At 62.2% G+C, this 14,394-nt stretch carries 13 protein-coding genes; 6 read left to right on the forward strand and 7 right to left on the reverse strand.

Going from position 1 to position 14,394, the window contains the following annotated elements:
* Positions 1 to 92: 92 nt before the first annotated feature.
* Positions 93 to 590: a winged helix-turn-helix transcriptional regulator gene (locus tag PPN31114_RS04075; protein WP_150678189.1), complete on the reverse strand. Its 498-nt coding sequence runs from the start codon at positions 588 to 590 to the stop codon at positions 93 to 95.
* Between the two features lie 161 nt (positions 591 to 751).
* Between PPN31114_RS04075 and PPN31114_RS04080 the strand changes: the two genes are divergently transcribed.
* Positions 752 to 1,846: an NmrA family NAD(P)-binding protein gene (locus PPN31114_RS04080; protein WP_150678190.1), complete on the forward strand. Its 1,095-nt coding sequence runs from the start codon at positions 752 to 754 to the stop codon at positions 1,844 to 1,846.
* 93 nt (positions 1,847 to 1,939) lie between these two features.
* On the opposite strand, the gene PPN31114_RS04085 is transcribed toward PPN31114_RS04080, so the two are convergent.
* Both PPN31114_RS04085 and PPN31114_RS04090 read right to left on the reverse strand, forming a co-directional pair.
* Positions 1,940 to 2,527 carry a BPSL1445 family SYLF domain-containing lipoprotein gene (locus PPN31114_RS04085; protein ID WP_150678191.1) on the reverse strand — a complete coding sequence of 196 codons (588 nt, stop codon included), beginning with the start codon at positions 2,525 to 2,527 and terminating at the stop codon, positions 1,940 to 1,942.
* Between the two features lie 123 nt (positions 2,528 to 2,650).
* Complete coding sequence (locus PPN31114_RS04090; RefSeq protein WP_150678192.1) at positions 2,651 to 4,321, reverse strand: mechanosensitive ion channel family protein; 1,671 nt, start codon at positions 4,319 to 4,321, stop codon at positions 2,651 to 2,653.
* Positions 4,322 to 4,488: 167 nt separating this feature from the next.
* Here PPN31114_RS04090 and PPN31114_RS04095 point away from each other — a divergent pair, with 167 nt between their 5' ends.
* Entirely contained in the window at positions 4,489 to 5,703 is a 1,215-nt protein-coding gene (locus PPN31114_RS04095) for a hypothetical protein (protein WP_150678193.1), read from the forward strand.
* A gap of 19 nt (positions 5,704 to 5,722) precedes the next feature.
* Here PPN31114_RS04095 and PPN31114_RS04100 read toward each other — a convergent pair whose 3' ends face one another.
* Entirely contained in the window at positions 5,723 to 6,640 is a 918-nt protein-coding gene (locus PPN31114_RS04100) for a hypothetical protein (RefSeq protein ID WP_150679142.1), read from the reverse strand.
* Positions 6,641 to 6,903: 263 nt separating this feature from the next.
* Between PPN31114_RS04100 and PPN31114_RS04105 the strand changes: the two genes are divergently transcribed.
* The gene (locus PPN31114_RS04105) at positions 6,904 to 8,454 is read left to right on the forward strand and encodes a sensor domain-containing diguanylate cyclase (protein ID WP_150678194.1); all 1,551 of its coding nucleotides are present in this window, start codon (positions 6,904 to 6,906) and stop codon (positions 8,452 to 8,454) included.
* Positions 8,439 to 9,851, forward strand: a complete 1,413-nt coding sequence (locus PPN31114_RS04110) for a DUF2252 domain-containing protein (RefSeq protein ID WP_150678195.1) — start codon at positions 8,439 to 8,441, stop codon at positions 9,849 to 9,851. The genes PPN31114_RS04105 and PPN31114_RS04110 overlap by 16 nt, the downstream gene beginning before the upstream one ends.
* Positions 9,852 to 9,881: 30 nt before the next feature.
* Here PPN31114_RS04110 and PPN31114_RS04115 read toward each other — a convergent pair whose 3' ends face one another.
* Positions 9,882 to 10,253 carry a response regulator transcription factor gene (locus PPN31114_RS04115; RefSeq protein ID WP_174987650.1) on the reverse strand — a complete coding sequence of 124 codons (372 nt, stop codon included), beginning with the start codon at positions 10,251 to 10,253 and terminating at the stop codon, positions 9,882 to 9,884.
* A 229-nt stretch (positions 10,254 to 10,482) separates the two neighbouring features.
* On the opposite strand from PPN31114_RS04115, the gene PPN31114_RS04120 reads away from it, so the two are divergent.
* Entirely contained in the window at positions 10,483 to 11,277 is a 795-nt protein-coding gene (locus PPN31114_RS04120) for a DUF2092 domain-containing protein (RefSeq protein WP_150678197.1), read from the forward strand.
* 4 nt (positions 11,278 to 11,281) lie between these two features.
* Positions 11,282 to 11,809: a hypothetical protein gene (locus PPN31114_RS26300; RefSeq protein WP_217426913.1), complete on the forward strand. Its 528-nt coding sequence runs from the start codon at positions 11,282 to 11,284 to the stop codon at positions 11,807 to 11,809.
* A gap of 21 nt (positions 11,810 to 11,830) precedes the next feature.
* Here the strand turns inward: PPN31114_RS26300 and PPN31114_RS04130 are convergent, their stop codons facing one another.
* Positions 11,831 to 13,747 carry a sensor histidine kinase gene (locus PPN31114_RS04130; RefSeq protein ID WP_150678198.1) on the reverse strand — a complete coding sequence of 639 codons (1,917 nt, stop codon included), beginning with the start codon at positions 13,745 to 13,747 and terminating at the stop codon, positions 11,831 to 11,833.
* Positions 13,744 to 14,367 carry a response regulator transcription factor gene (locus PPN31114_RS04135; protein ID WP_150678199.1) on the reverse strand — a complete coding sequence of 208 codons (624 nt, stop codon included), beginning with the start codon at positions 14,365 to 14,367 and terminating at the stop codon, positions 13,744 to 13,746. The genes PPN31114_RS04130 and PPN31114_RS04135 overlap by 4 nt, the downstream gene beginning before the upstream one ends.
* Between the last annotated feature and the right edge of the window lie 27 nt (positions 14,368 to 14,394).

Raw genomic sequence — 14,394 nt, forward strand, 5'->3', positions numbered from 1 at the left:
ACTTTATGGCAATTGTGTGACGATCCCGTGACGGATGTTCTATGGTTGGTTCATCTTGGCCAGATGGAGCGCGCGGCCCACCCTCGCGCCAATCAAACAATGCTGCGATGTTGCCCACCTTGCGACAAGCGCCAGCGCACGAGATCGTCCGCCCCCGGACCGGCTTCGATAGTCAGGTCCTCGGGGCTCACTGGCTCGCCTGTCGCCTGATCGATGAAGGCCCACCGGACGGGGGCGCCGGTCTTCCGGTTCAGGAATGTCATGGGCGGTGCCGAAGCCCCCAAGGTATCGCCAATCTGGGCGAGTACCGGCATCAATGCGCCGACCTCGCGCCCGCTGCGCGTCAGGAGATATTCAAATCGCTCCGGGTTTTGCTGATACGCCCGCCGCTCGATGAGACCACTGGCTTCAAGATGCTTAAGGCGATCGCTGAGCGTCGCATTGGTCACGCCGGACGACTGGCGGAACTCGTCATATCGGCGCAGCCCAAGCACGAGATCGCGCAGGATCAGCAAACCCCATCGGTCGCCAATCGCCGCCATGACATCCGCGATTGAACACACCATGCCATCGAAACCCTTTGAGCGCATGCGCCGTTCTCCGTCTGTGTTTCTCCGGCAAGCCGATCGAAAGTGCTTGCCGAGTCGAATTAGTGACTCTTATTATAAGAGCAACACGTCGTCCCCGTGAAGCGAATTTCCCGTGCGGGTGTCGGCGCCACATCCGTTTCAACAAATTCGAGGGAACCACGATGTCTTCGCAACCCATCTCCAAGATTTTCGTCATTGGTGGCACCGGTGCACAGGGCCTGCCCGTCATCGGTGCGCTTGTCGCCGACGGGAAATATTCGGTCCGGGCGTTGAGCCGTAATCCGGACTCCCGGCGCGCCCGTGCGCTGCTAGCACTGGGCAACGTTTCCATCCTTCAAGGCACGTTTGCCGACGAAGACGTGCTGCGCGAAGGCTTTCGCGGGTGCGACGCCGCCTACGTCAACCTCGACGGGTTTAACACGGGCGAGAAGACGGAAACCTATTGGGCGATCCGATGCTACGAAATTGCGCTGGAGGAGGGCGTCAAGTTCTTCGTCTACGGCAATCTGGATTACGCGCTCAAGAAGGCCGGATACGATTCCCGTTTTCGCGTCGGACACTATGACGGCAAAGGCCGCATCGGCGAATGGATTCTGTTTCAGAACCAGACGAACCGGGACCGCATGGGCGCGGCGGTGTTCACCACGGGACCGTATATGGAGATGGCTATCTCGGCGATGACGCCGATGATGCCGTTCGTGGAAGACGGCGTGCTGACATGGCGTGTGCCGCTCGGCGACGGCACGGTGCCTCACGTTGCGCTAGACGATTGCGGCTACTACGCGCGCTGGCTGTTCGACAATCCGGAGCGCGCAAACGGTATGAACCTCGAAGTGGCGATCGAGCAGGTCGGCTATGCCCAGCTTGCCGAAGCCTTCGAGCGGGTGACCGGGCACCCCGCGCGTTACATCGACACCGATCTTGAGGCCTATTGGAATGGCCCGCTCAAGACCGCCGCGCAACGGCCTGCTGGCTATAACGCCGACCCCGCCGACAAAAGCACGATGAGTTTTCGCGACAACTTTACGGGGTTCTGGAACGTGTGGAAGCACAACGTGATTCAGCGCGACTATCCGCTGCTCGATGAAATTCATCCCAATCGCATCAAGACGGTCGAGCAATGGCTGCGCCGTGAGGACGAACTTGGCCGGCAGCGAGGGGAGGGAAGCCTTTGGGAGCGCGTACAGCCGGAAAACCTGCTCAAGTCGCCGCCGTTGCTCAAGTTGCTCGAAGACGGCGGGAAGGGCGAATTGTAAGGCGGCCGCGATGTGAACGCGCGCCGAATGTTTGATGCATTCGGCGCGCGGCCGTGCGTATACGACTTGCGCGGCTTCTCAGCGTTTGGAGCGTTAGATATCCAACTTGGTGATCTTGGTCCCAGACAGCGACAGGTCGCCCATCAGCCCGCTGTTGGTGAGGACAAAGACTTCCACCGGGTGGGTCGACGTCGTCGTATCGACCTGGCCGTTTGCGCCGACCTTCACCAGTGCGACCGAGGCGTCGCCGCCCGCCGACCAGCCGTTCGAGCTACGGAATTTGTCGAGCGCGTCCTGCGTCATGAACAGGTACACCATGTCCTTCGACTGCATCCCCAGTTGCGCCCCGAAGGACGCCGACGAGACGCTGTAATAGCCCGCCGGACTGCCGCCGACGCGCAGCACGCCGTCGCCATGCTGGCCGCCGACGATCACGCCCGCCTGAATGACGCCGGAGAACACCAGTACACCGCGTGCCTTGCCCACCAATTCACGCGAACCGGGGACTGTCGAGAACAGTCGGGAAAGCGTGCCGTCGGCGGCGGCGTCGATAGATTGCTTACGCGAGGCATTGGCCTCTGGCGTGGCGGGGCTGTTCCCCGTCGTCGAACATCCGGACAGCGCCACTACAAAAGCCCCGGCAGCAACAGCAGCCGTGAAGAACTGACGACGTGTTTGCATGTTTGTCTCCGCAATGTGGATGAACTGCCGAATGAGTGTCGGATTTGTGACGTCACATCGCCATAGGTAGTTGGGGCAACGCCGTTTGCCCCGTGGTGCACCCGAAACCGTCCCACGTCCTCGCTACGCCCCGGCAGCCGGATCAGGCTTGCTGTCCTTCGCAGCAGGTTCCGGCGACCACCCTTCGCGCGGGATGACGATCTGCGTTTTCGGCTGTTCCTCGAAATGCGGCGACATGATCTGCACGCCATACTCGTTGAATACGTCGACGATGCTGCTATGCAACTCGCTCAACATCACCAGACGTTGTGCCGGGTTGACCGGCGCGACGTGCAGGTCGTATTCGATATAGAAGTCCGAGAGCGAGCGCTGCAACACAAACGGCGCAGGCGTTTGTGCAACCTTGGAGGTCCGCGCCGCCGCCAAACACAACATGGCTTGCACCTGACGCCAAGGGGTGTCGTAGCCAATCGTCACAGACGTAACGACCAGCGCCGGCGCCTTGCCATCGCGGCTTGAGAAGTTATGGACGATGGCACCAACCACGACGGCATTGGGAATGGTGACTTCCTCTTGCCGCACGTTCGTCAATTTCACCGACAACGTGTCGACACTCACGACGACCCCCGCCGTATCGCCGATTTGCACCATGTCGCCCGCTTGGAAGGCGCGGCTATAGGTCACGACGATGCCGCTCATCAACTGATTGACGATCCCGGCAGAACCCAACGAGACCATCAACCCCAGCAACACGCTCAGCCCCTTGAACACATCGCTTTGCGCCCCGGGGAAGTAGGGATAGGCGAATGTCAGGGCAAGCGCCCATACGACGATCGTCACGATGCGCCGGGAGGCGTCGGCGGTGTCGGGGTGCATTCCCGGCACGTTCAGGTGTCGTTGGCGTATCGCGGCGAAGACGTTGTTGATCAGGTTTTGCAGGGCACGCGTGAGCAAGAAGATCACGATGACCGCGATGAGCCCCGGAATGGCATTGACCACACCGAGGGCGAACGTATTGATCAGCGTCCACAGGAAGCCACTGAGACGCTCGCCCATCGGCTGGGAGACGGGAAACCGCTCCAGCACATAGATCAGATAGACATAGATCAGCGCCGCGACAAAGAAGAGAAACAGTAGTTGCACGATCTGCCGCGCCAACTGGAAAGCCGAACCTGTCCAGTCGAACGTTTTGGACGTGCGGCGCAAGACATGTGCTTCGACGGCGTATTGAATGCGTGTCTGGAGCCGGGTCTGCAACCGTCCTGCCAGCCAAACGAGCGCTGCCAAGATCACCGTCGCCAGCAGGGAGTAAAGCACGCCCCGAACGATATTCGGCCAATACAGTTGCGCCTGGCGTGCGGCGAGCGCGGCATCGAGCTGCGTTTGCACTTCTTTCGCGATCACGTCGAACGGGCGGTTGTCAGCTTGGTCGACATCGCCTTCGAGCAACGCAAAGAGAATACGGTCGCCACGACGGAACACAACACCGCGAGCGTCGCCCATCGACGCCTTCACCGCGACCGTAGGGAGCACGAGAATGCTTTCGGGCAGCCCGTCGAGCACCGCGAAGGAGCGATCGGCGCGCTGTTGTGGCGACGCGCCGGTAAGCGATGCACGAAAGGTCGTGATGGGCCGATCCATGAATCTTAGGTCGGCGGCAGGCGGGCCGGACACTGCCACCGCCGGTGCAGGCGCGGGTGCCGGTTGCGCCCATGCGAAGGTCACGCTCAGAAGCATCAATATCGTGGCGAGCACGACGGATAGTTTTTTTGTCAGTGCGATGCGCGTCATCATGGCGGCTCCTGGCGGGAATGCGCGGCAGCTTGCAGGCGATTTTCGCGCGAACCGGCGTGCCCCATGGGGCAAAATCGTTGCCCGAAACCCCGATGGTGTGCGAGGCCGTCCAGCGCAAAACTACGATCCTACTTCGATTCGACGTTCGTGCCGGCTAGGAGACACTCATGGGAAAAGACGTTCCGGTGCCGGGCACGGAGCCCCCGGGTGATGGCGTCACGCCGAATGACGATATGTCGATCGTACACGGCGACGTCGGTTTCCACCTTCAACGGCGGATGCGGCTCATCCCAGACGGCAACATGGGCACCGTGCGGCGCGCGCTGATCTTTGCCGGGGTTAGCTGGCTTCCGCTCGTGGTGTGGGCCATCGTCACAGGGCGCCCACTACACGGTGGCGGCGACGACACGCTTGCCGCTCACTTCGGCATTCACGTGCGGTGCCTGGTTGCCATCCCATTAATGGTCATCGCTGAGGGCGTCGCCCAGAACCTGATCCCGCCGTTGCTCAAGTACTTTGTCGACTGCGGCATCATCACCGAGCAGACACTCCCCGAGTTCCGCCGCCAACTGGCGCGTTTTGCCGCCATTCGCGACCGCGTCTTGCCTTGGGTGGTGATCTTCGGCGCAACCCTGGCCTGGTCGACGCTCGGCGCGCTGATCGGCCGTTCAGAGGACATGACCTGGATGAATCACGGCGATACCCTCGCCGATATCAGCTTCGGCGGCTGGTGGTTCGTCCTTGTCGTCCGCCCGCTTTTCACGGTGATGCTGCTGGCATGGCTCTGGCGCGCCTGCCTGCTCTTCATGCTGCTTTACCGAATCGGCAAACTCCCGTTGGCGCTGGTGCCGTCGCATCCCGATCGCGTCGGCGGGCTGAGTTTTGTCGAGCGGATGGCCTTTATGTTCAGCCCGGTCGCGTTTGCCATTTCGGCGGTGGTCGCGTCGTCGTTCGCGCATGAAGTGGCGTATCACGGGGCAAGTGCCGTGCAAATGAAAGGGCTGCTGATTGCCAGCGCGGTATTGATTTCCGTGGTCTTTCTGATCCCGCTTCTCCCGCTTGCGCTGCCGTTGGGCAAGCTAAAGCGCCGTGCCGCGTTCGAATACGGCAGTTTGGTCGCGCATCACGACCGGCTCGTCCATGAGCGATGGATTCAGCATCGGGACATTGGCGAACCGGCCATACTCGATGCCCCTGAGTTGGGCCCCGTGGCGGATATTCATGCCATCTATGACGCGGTGGTTCATATGCGATCGATCCCGATCAGCAAACTGTCGGTGGCTGCGATCGCCATTCCAGCCGCATTGCCGATGCTCTACGTCGCGGCAATGCAGTTACCGTTGTCCGCCATTTTGGGGAAGGTCGCTAAGGCGCTGATTTGAGCAGGGGGAGGGCGTTTCGTCAGAAGCTCATGGCAAAGCCGAGCGACACGCCTTGAACGTTATGCCCGAACACGTAACGAGCCATCAAACGGGTGCGGGTCACGACCACCGGATACTTGCTGCTGTCGAGTTCTAGCCCGACGCCGAGCGACGTCAGGTTATTGAAGCCGAGCACGCCGGCACTGTCGCCAAAGTACTGAGAGTAGGCCGCTTCCAGCACATAGCGCACCGGACGGTCGAGTGCTCTGAGGCCCGTAGGCGCACGCCAGCGCGACCACAAACTCAGTTGCTGTGCGTTAGCGCTGCCCTGAACGCCCGCCGACGAACCGCCAAAACTGTGCAGGTGGATATCGGTCAGCCGCAATTCGACATCGATCTCATAAGCTTCCCGGTAGTGCTCGAAGTCGAGCATCAGCGAGCCGCCCAGACCATAGGCATTCAAGGCGCCATTCTCGAGAAACTGGAGATTGACGTCGGCCGCCCGGTTGACCAAGGTCTCGCCGATGCGCAGATCGCTCGCCACGCGCCCAACGCTGCCATTGAGAATCGGGCGCAGCACGAGTTCATCCGCAAGGCGTATATCCCAACCGATACCGACGGTCGTGCTCAGCGTATTCCAGCGCACCGGCAACGTGCGATGCTCTGTGCCGTCCGACGCTACGAACGTCGGGTCGTAGCGGCTGTACGCCAGGGTGCCTTCCAGATAGAGCGGAAATGAGCGGCTGAGCGTGAACCCGCCGCCCAATTGGGTCTGCCAGAAGCCGGGGTTGCCCGTCGAGCCGTTGTTGATCGAGAGCGAGCTTGTCGTGACATCGGGCACCGTGGTGTAGCTCATGATGGCGAGCACGCTGTTGGCGTGACTTTTCACGTCGCCGCCCACGCGCAGCCCCGGCGACTGGCCGAATGCCGCGAACGGGGCCACCGCGAGGCAGGACATCACCAGCCAGCGGACATGGCGGGTCACCCTGCGATTGGCTTGCGTTCTCGTGCGTCCGTTGAAAGACATACCCAACTCACGTCGTTGATATCGCGATTGACCGGCCATCGAGCGCCATTGTCGTGTCTGCGACCGGCGCGAACTATTAGTGTCGGGGGCAACGGAATTGCCCCACTGGGCAAAGCACTTGCCCACACTCCCGATAGCCCCGCGCGCCGATAACGAAAAGAATGGGGACGCGCTAGCCTGGGGCCTGCGGGACCATGAATTCGCCCAATACTTCACAACCTTCGTCACCGACATCGAGCGCATGGTTTGGCGCGCTCGGCTTGACGCTCGCGGCCGCGATATTGGCCGCGGTGATCATGATCGGCGTACGCACGGCCTTGCTCTATGAGGGCCGCGTCGCGGTACGCGATGACGCGCGGGAAGCGAACCAGCGCGTGGCGCTGCTGGCTGCGCGCGTGGCGGGCGACGATCTCTCGGCCTGCACTCGTGCGCTCGACGCCCTTGCGGTTGCCGGGCGCTCGGACCCAAGTCAGCAACTCTCGAACTGTCTGGAGCGGTTCCGTCCATACCTTCCCACCGCCCCATCGTCCGGCGCAGAACCGGCCGCAGATGCACAAGCCGTGATCGTCAACGAGATGGGGGAGACGGTCTTCGAAGCACTGCCTTCGACGACCTGTCTCGATCTGCCTCTCGTTCAACGAGTCGTCGCTGCGCACAAGCAGGCCAATCGCAATGGACTCTCGGTGTCTACATCGGTGCCACTCTGCTCAGCCGCCCCCGGGGCGGCCAGCGGCATCATGCTGGCCCAAAGCATCCACCGCGACGATGGCGCGTTTTCCGGTGTCGGCATCGTCACGATCGACGCCAGATACTTCGCTCGTCTATTTAGCGGTCTGACACCCGGCGACCATGGGGTGCTCTCCCTCCTGCGCGATGACGGTACCGTGCTCATCCATACGAATGCCGGGAGCACGGACACGACACGCGACGCAGTGCCAGCGACGATGACGGTACTTCCTGTAACGGCCTCGCAAGTCGGGGCAAGCGCAGGTGCCGACGGCGATTATCTCTACGTACGGCAGTCCATCGACGGACTGCCGCTAACCGTCGATATTCGCGCGCCGAAGAGCGAAATCTATGCCGAGTGGCGCAAGCGAGCGTATTGGGTCGCCGCAATGACCGCTACCCTCGCCGTGTCGTGCCTGATCCTTGCCGTTCTGCTCAGGCGTCAGCGCAAACGCCGACAGGTCGCCGAACTTGCGTTGCAACGCATGGCGAGTACCGATCCGCTCACGGGGCTGGCCAATCGCCGGTCCTTGGACGAGGCCTATGACCGGGAATGGCGGCGGGCCTTGCGCGAACGAACGGCGCTGTCGCTACTGTTTATCGATGTCGATCACTTCAAGCAATTCAACGACCGATACGGCCATCCGGCGGGCGACGAGGCATTGATTGCCGTCGCGCGCGCCATTTCGCACTCGATTCGGCGCCCCGGCGACTTCGCGGGGCGTTACGGCGGCGAAGAGTTCATGGTGATCCTGTCGAACACGGAAGCCATGGGGGCGCGCGACGTCGCCGAGCGCTTGCGCGTGGCAGTGCACGCGGCAGCCATTGCCCACGAGGACAGCCAGCACCGGCATGTCACGGTGAGCATCGGCGTCGCATCCACCGGGCCCTTGCCAACTGGCACGCCCGAACGGCTGCTGCAATCGGCCGATGAAGCGCTTTACGCGGCAAAACAAGAGGGACGCGATCGCGTCCGCATTCACGCAAACTCTGGAGGTGACCCATGCCCAGCGATCTGACGCTCGACCAACGTAAAGCCGCAGGAAAACTGGCCCGTGAACGTGCGCCTCGTTCGAAACAGAACGACATCGGCAATGTCGACCGCGATCCCGTCGCGCTGTTGCGGCAGAACAGTGCAGGGCGTGTCGATGCCCTTGTCCCGTTGCGATACGGCCGGATGTCGGTGTCCCCGTTCACGTTCTACCGCGGCAGTGCGGTTCTCCAAGCGCACGATCTGGCCAGAACCACGACGACCGGGTTCACCTTTCCCATCTGTGGCGACGCCCACCTCATGAACTTCGGCGGGTTCGCCACCCCGGAACGGCAACTCGTCTTCGATCTGAACGATTTCGACGAAGTGGCACCCGGGCCCTGGGAATGGGATCTGAAGCGGCTTGTCGCGAGTTTTGCGATTGCCGGGGAGCACATGAGCGTCGATCGCAGCACGATCCGCGATATCGTCGCGACGGCGGTGCTTGAGTACGGCAAGCGGATGCAGGAGTACGCCGAGTACAGCGCGCTCGATCTCTGGCATGAGATCGTCACGTTCGAGCGCATGACCGAAGCGGCCGTCACGTCGGAAGGGCGCCGCATGATTCGCAAGGCGGCCGAGAAAGCCGCTGGCCGCTCGCACGAGGCCATGCTCGACAAAATGGCAAAGCTTGAGAACGGCCGATGGGTCATCCAAGACGCGCCGCCCGCGCTATTCCATCCTGCCGGACCGAATTCCTTGCTGGGGAATGCCCACGCATGGTCGAACACCGAGGCGTGGCAGGGCAAGCTGGCACAGGCGTTCAACGAATATGTGGGTACGCTGCCGGTCGACCGACGCGCTTTGATCGATCAGTTCACGCTTCAGGACATTGCCTTTAAGGTCGTGGGGGTGGGCAGCGTCGGCACGTTCTGTCTGGTGATGTTGTTTGTCGATGTGCACGGCAAGCCTTTGTTTCTACAAGTCAAAGAGGCGCGCGAGTCGGTCATCGCCAGGTACTTCCCGACGGGGAAGGTGCATCAGCAAGGATTGCGCGTCGTGGCTGGGCAGCGGCTGTTGCAAGCGGCCAGCGATGCGTTCCTGGGCTGGACGACGGGACCGAACGGGCGGCACTTCTATTTCCGGCAATTGCGCGACATGAAGATCTCGGCCGAGGTCGAGCGCATGAGCGACACCATCTTGCAGGGCTATGCGCGCCTGTGCGGCTGGACACTCGCCCGGGCGCATGCGAAATCGGGCGGACTTGCCGTGGAGATTTCGTCGTATATCGGGGATGGGAAGCGGCTGGCCGACGCCATGACGGATTACGCGCTGGCTTACGCCGTGCAGAACCAGAAGGACTACGACACCTTTATGCGCGCCTGCCGCTCGGGCAAGCTCGTGGCGCGCAGCGACGAGGACATGGCGGCGGACTTTCGGATTTAACCGCGTAGGGCACGTGGGCGCGCGGGCGCGTCAATGCGCGACCCGCGTCGCCCGTTCGATGGCACCAAGCAGGTCGCTGCCGAGGAAGGGCTTGGTGAGCAACTCGCTGGCCCCCACGCGAGTCACTGCGGCTCGCGTTTTCTCGCTGTCATGGGCCGTGACGAACACCACGGGCGGACGCGGCTGCGCCAACGCCTCGTAGAACGCTGGCCCGGACGTTCCCGGCAACTCCACGTCGACGACCATGCAATACGCGATCGTCACCGACTCGATCACGCCAAGCTCGTCGGTACTGGCAAACGAACACGTGCGGTAGCCCGAAATACTGAGCAGCCGCTCGACCGCGCGACGCATTCCTGTGTCGTCCTCCAGAATCGCGATGAGATTCTTTGAAGTGGTCATGAAATGCCCGTGTCCATATGCCTGCATTCTTCTTTGGATTGGACGCCATACGCCATCGGGAGTTGGGGCAACACCGATTCCCCATCGGGCAATTTGGGGCAATGGTCTTTGCTTCGCCGGGCTGGCCCGCTACATTGGTTCCAGGGTGCCGACACTGAATCGCGCGTCTGACGTTGGCGCATCTCGACACCTTCCCGCCATGGAAATCCCCTTGAATCGAGGCACAACGATGAGACGACAGGCGTTAGCCGTTTTGATGCTGCTCACGACAGGTGCAGCGTCGACAGTGACGAGCGCATGGGCGCAGGGTGCACCCGCGAGCGCTCCTGCCGCGCAGGCCGCACCCGCCGATGCCGTAGACCCCGAAGCCGTGCAGGCATTGCGCACGATGGGGACCTACCTGCAAACGCTCAAGCGTTTTCGGGTCACCACGGATCTGACGGGCGAGCGCGTACTCGCCGACGGGCAGAAACTCCAACACAGTGCGAGTGCCACGCTGGATGTCGACCGGCCCAACCACATTCGCGCGGTGATGAAAAGCGCGCGTAACTCGCGCGAGATCATCTACGACGGAAAAACCGCGACCCTGTATTCGCCCGGGCAGAAGTACTACGCCAGCGTGCCGTATCAAGGGACCTTGGCGCAGCTGATTGGCGAACTCCGTGCGCGCTATGGCGTAGAACTTCCGCTCGCCGACATGTTCCTTTGGGGAAGCGACGAAGCCAAGACGCCGCAGTTCAACTCGGCGATGTATGCCGGGCAAGACTACATCGGCAACGACCTCTGCGATCACTACGCCTATCGGCAGGCGGGCGTCGACTGGCAGATCTGGATCACCAGCGGTGACAAGCCGTTACCCCGCAAGGTTGTCATTACCCGCACGGACGATGACGCTCGCCCGCAGTCGGTGTCTCTCGTGACATGGCAGACCGGCGCGCCGATCAAGTCCTCGACCTTCGAGTTCAAACCGCCAGCAGGTGCGAAGAAGATCGAAGCCGTTCAGATGCCTGCCAATAAGGGGTGACAACATGACAAATAAGCTCTCCCCTTGGCTTACCGCTTGCGTGGCGGTCACGGTACTCAGCGCTTCTATCGCCGCGATGTCGCCATCGATGGCCGTCGGCCGCGGCGGCGGTGGAGGCGGGCATGGTGGTGGCGGGCATATGGGCGGTGGTGGTGGCGGCGGTGGCGGGCATGCGCGCGCCCAAAATGCCGGACAGCACGCCAACGTCGGTAACCGGCAGCCCGATTCCCGCACGCGTAACGTGCGCAACACCAGCTCGAACAACGTCAACGTCAACAAAAACGTGAACGTCAACGTCGATAATCACGGCGGCTATCACGGTGGATGGGACGACGACTATCACCCGATCGCCACGGCGGCGGCAGTGACGGCCACGGTGGCCGTGACGTCAGCGGTGGTTGGCTCGATCGTTCGCTCGGTGCCTGCCAACTGCGTCCCGGTGAACTACCGGGGCATGATCTATCAGCAGTGCGGCAGTACGTGGTATCAACCGCAAGGCAGCCAGTTCGTGGTGGTGACTGCGCCGTACTGAGCGGGGAGTGGGGAGCGAGCGTCAGACGCTCGCTTCCTCACTCACGCGGCGACGCTGCGGTTCAGGCATCGCCGGGGCTAGCGGCAACCAGAGGATAAACTCGGTGCCTTTGCCCGTTCGGCTGCGTGCAGAAACGCTGCCTCGATGCGCCTCTGCAATGGAGCGCACAATCGACAAGCCGAGCCCTGTGCCGCGCTCCTTCGTCGTGTAGAAGGCCTCAAATAGCCGGTCGAAGTTCTCTTCCGCAATGCCGGTACCCCGATCGGCGACGACAAGCTCGACACCATCGTCGGCAAACCGCGTGCTGATGACCAACTCGCGATCTTTCTGCTCCGCGTCTTCCATGGCATCCATCGCATTGATCGACAGGTTGAGCAGCACTTGCTGCAACTGCACCTGATCGGCCAGCACTTCGGCGTCTTGCGTGCCGAAGACGGTTCGCAAGACGATACCGCGACGGCGCGCCTCGGGCCGCACAAGCGCGGTTGCCCGTTCGAGGACCGCATCGAAGACTACCGGTGTGAACGTAATCGCCTGCTTTTGCAGCAGCGTGCGTAAGCGCACGATGACGTCGTTGGCGCGCAAAGCATCGCGTCTGACATCGCTCAAGATTTCCTGAAGCTCGGGGTCGCTGTGCCCCGCACTCTGCATCATGAGATCGGCGGCATCGACATTGCTGAGAATCGCCCCGAGCGGCTGGCCAACCTCATGCGCGATAGACGCGCTGAGTTCGCCAACCGTAGCGATACGCGACGCGCGCGTGAGATCGGCGCGGCGTGTGGCGGCTTCACGCTCGGCGGCGCGTCGCTCCCGGCGCTGCCTGAGCATGGCAAAAATGGTGAACGCCTGCGCGCCGATCACAAACAGAATGACCGCGATTTCCTTCCAATACTCCCGATACGGCGGCAGGGGCGCATTCAGCCATTTACAGTCGGGCCCGAGCGAGCGCTCCGAAATGCCCAGACGCTTCAGAACCGCAATATTGGCCATGCATCGTGCTGGCAGCGCCGGCCCGGACATGGCGGAATGGCGGGACTTGTCGCCCGAAAGCATGCGTGCCGCGATCATGCCGGTCATGCGGCCGTTCTCTTCAAGATCGTATACCGCACCTGCCGCCGCGCCCTGAATCAAATAATTGGCATACCAGCCATAGATCGGCACCGGCGCGTCGCCCGCAATCTTGTTGACCACTTCGAAGGGGAAGTAACGCCTGCCGTCGCGGTCCAGATACTGCGTGCCATAGAGTACGGCGCTATCGCGCTTATCTAGCTTGGCCAGCCGCGCGCGTAATTCCGGCACCGACAACCCCTCCCAGCGCTCGATAGCACTCCACCGTCGGTCGCCGGTTTGTGCCGCTTCGACGATTTCGTCCGAGAAGTGCTTGTCTAGCACGGCACTCCCGCCGATGACGATTAGCCGCGTCGCGCCGGGCTGAAGCCGCCGCGCGATGGCAAGCGTTTTGTCGATCTCGATGCGGTAGGGGATAAGGACGAAGGTCGACGGGAACGCGCCGCTCATCTTCAGCCACGCTTCGGGCACGCTCGTGACAATGACCGGCGTGTCGGGCCAGATCGCGTCGTGGTGGGCGCGCGCGAATTCGGCGGCATAGTTGCCGATGGCGATGACCAGATCGATGTGCTGACCTTCGTATTTCTTGCGGAGCAGCGCAAATAGCTCTGGCGTCAGCAAATCGACGCTGAAGCGGTGGCCGTCCACACTATCGAGAAATGTTTCAGCGCCAAGCGGCAACTTTTCGTTCAACACGTTGCGAATCGCCTGGGTCTGCATCAGTACCGCGGCCTGCATGGGGTCGCCGCCCGTGAGCAGCACAACTTTGGGCGGCTCAGCACTGCTTGCTGCGGGCGCAACGAGGCCGTAGGCGGCGAAGACCACCAGCGCGACGGCCCCTCGAAGCCTACGGGCGAGTCTGCCGCTCACGACATCTGTGCAGCAGTGGATGGCGTCTGCCTGTCGGCGTTACGGATCAGTTCTGCCAGCGATGTGGCACTGAACTTGCGCATGAGCTCTGCTCGGCAAGTCTTGATTGTGCGTTCGCACAAACCGAGCTCCGCCGCGATCTGCTTATTGCGCAGTCCTTTGGCGATGCCTTGCAGTACCACCTGCTCGCGACCGCTGAGCGCCGATTCCGCCGGGTCGGCCACAGGGGTCGCCGACGGCCTTTGTACGAGACTCAGCGCTGTCTCCACCGCGCCGACGAGCGAATCTCGACCGAACGGCTTGATGAGAAAGTCCACCGCGCCGGCCTTCATCGCCTCGACCGAACGCGCAACGTCGCCATAGCCGCTCATGAAGACCACAGGCAGGGCCGGTGTCTGACGGCGCAAGGCGCGCTGCAAGTCGAGGCCGCTTGGCCCGCCTAGCTCCAGATCCAACAGTACGCACCCGGGGCGCTCGTCCGGCTCACTGACCAGAAACTCTCCCGCAGACGCATATTCCTTTGTGTCATACCCCGATGCGACCAGCAGGCGCGTGAGCGCTGTGCGCAACGAGGCGTCATCGTCGACAACGTGCACTACCGATTCACGACTGGCGTTCATGGCTTCTCCGCGTAGTACGCGATTCGT

The organism is Pandoraea pneumonica (assembly GCF_902459645.1).
GTDB classification, from domain to species: Bacteria; Pseudomonadota; Gammaproteobacteria; order Burkholderiales; family Burkholderiaceae; genus Pandoraea; species Pandoraea pneumonica.

What these genes read in the sequence shown, in the direction of transcription:
- PPN31114_RS04085 (WP_150678191.1), bottom strand. Translation starts at nt 2,527, where the DNA reads ATGCAAACACGTCGTCAGTTCTTCACGGCTGCTGTTGCTGCCGGGGCT.
- PPN31114_RS26300 (WP_217426913.1), top strand. Translation starts at nt 11,282, where the DNA reads ATGACAAATAAGCTCTCCCCTTGGCTTACCGCTTGCGTGGCGGTCACG.
- PPN31114_RS04090 (WP_150678192.1), bottom strand. Translation starts at nt 4,321, where the DNA reads ATGATGACGCGCATCGCACTGACAAAAAAACTATCCGTCGTGCTCGCC.
- PPN31114_RS04080 (WP_150678190.1), top strand. Translation starts at nt 752, where the DNA reads ATGTCTTCGCAACCCATCTCCAAGATTTTCGTCATTGGTGGCACCGGT.
- PPN31114_RS04105 (WP_150678194.1), top strand. Translation starts at nt 6,904, where the DNA reads ATGAATTCGCCCAATACTTCACAACCTTCGTCACCGACATCGAGCGCA.
- PPN31114_RS04120 (WP_150678197.1), top strand. Translation starts at nt 10,483, where the DNA reads ATGAGACGACAGGCGTTAGCCGTTTTGATGCTGCTCACGACAGGTGCA.
- PPN31114_RS04115 (WP_174987650.1), bottom strand. Translation starts at nt 10,253, where the DNA reads ATGACCACTTCAAAGAATCTCATCGCGATTCTGGAGGACGACACAGGA.
- PPN31114_RS04095 (WP_150678193.1), top strand. Translation starts at nt 4,489, where the DNA reads ATGGGAAAAGACGTTCCGGTGCCGGGCACGGAGCCCCCGGGTGATGGC.
- PPN31114_RS04110 (WP_150678195.1), top strand. Translation starts at nt 8,439, where the DNA reads ATGCCCAGCGATCTGACGCTCGACCAACGTAAAGCCGCAGGAAAACTG.
- PPN31114_RS04075 (WP_150678189.1), bottom strand. Translation starts at nt 590, where the DNA reads ATGCGCTCAAAGGGTTTCGATGGCATGGTGTGTTCAATCGCGGATGTC.
- PPN31114_RS04135 (WP_150678199.1), bottom strand. Translation starts at nt 14,367, where the DNA reads ATGAACGCCAGTCGTGAATCGGTAGTGCACGTTGTCGACGATGACGCC.
- PPN31114_RS04100 (WP_150679142.1), bottom strand. Translation starts at nt 6,640, where the DNA reads ATGTCCTGCCTCGCGGTGGCCCCGTTCGCGGCATTCGGCCAGTCGCCG.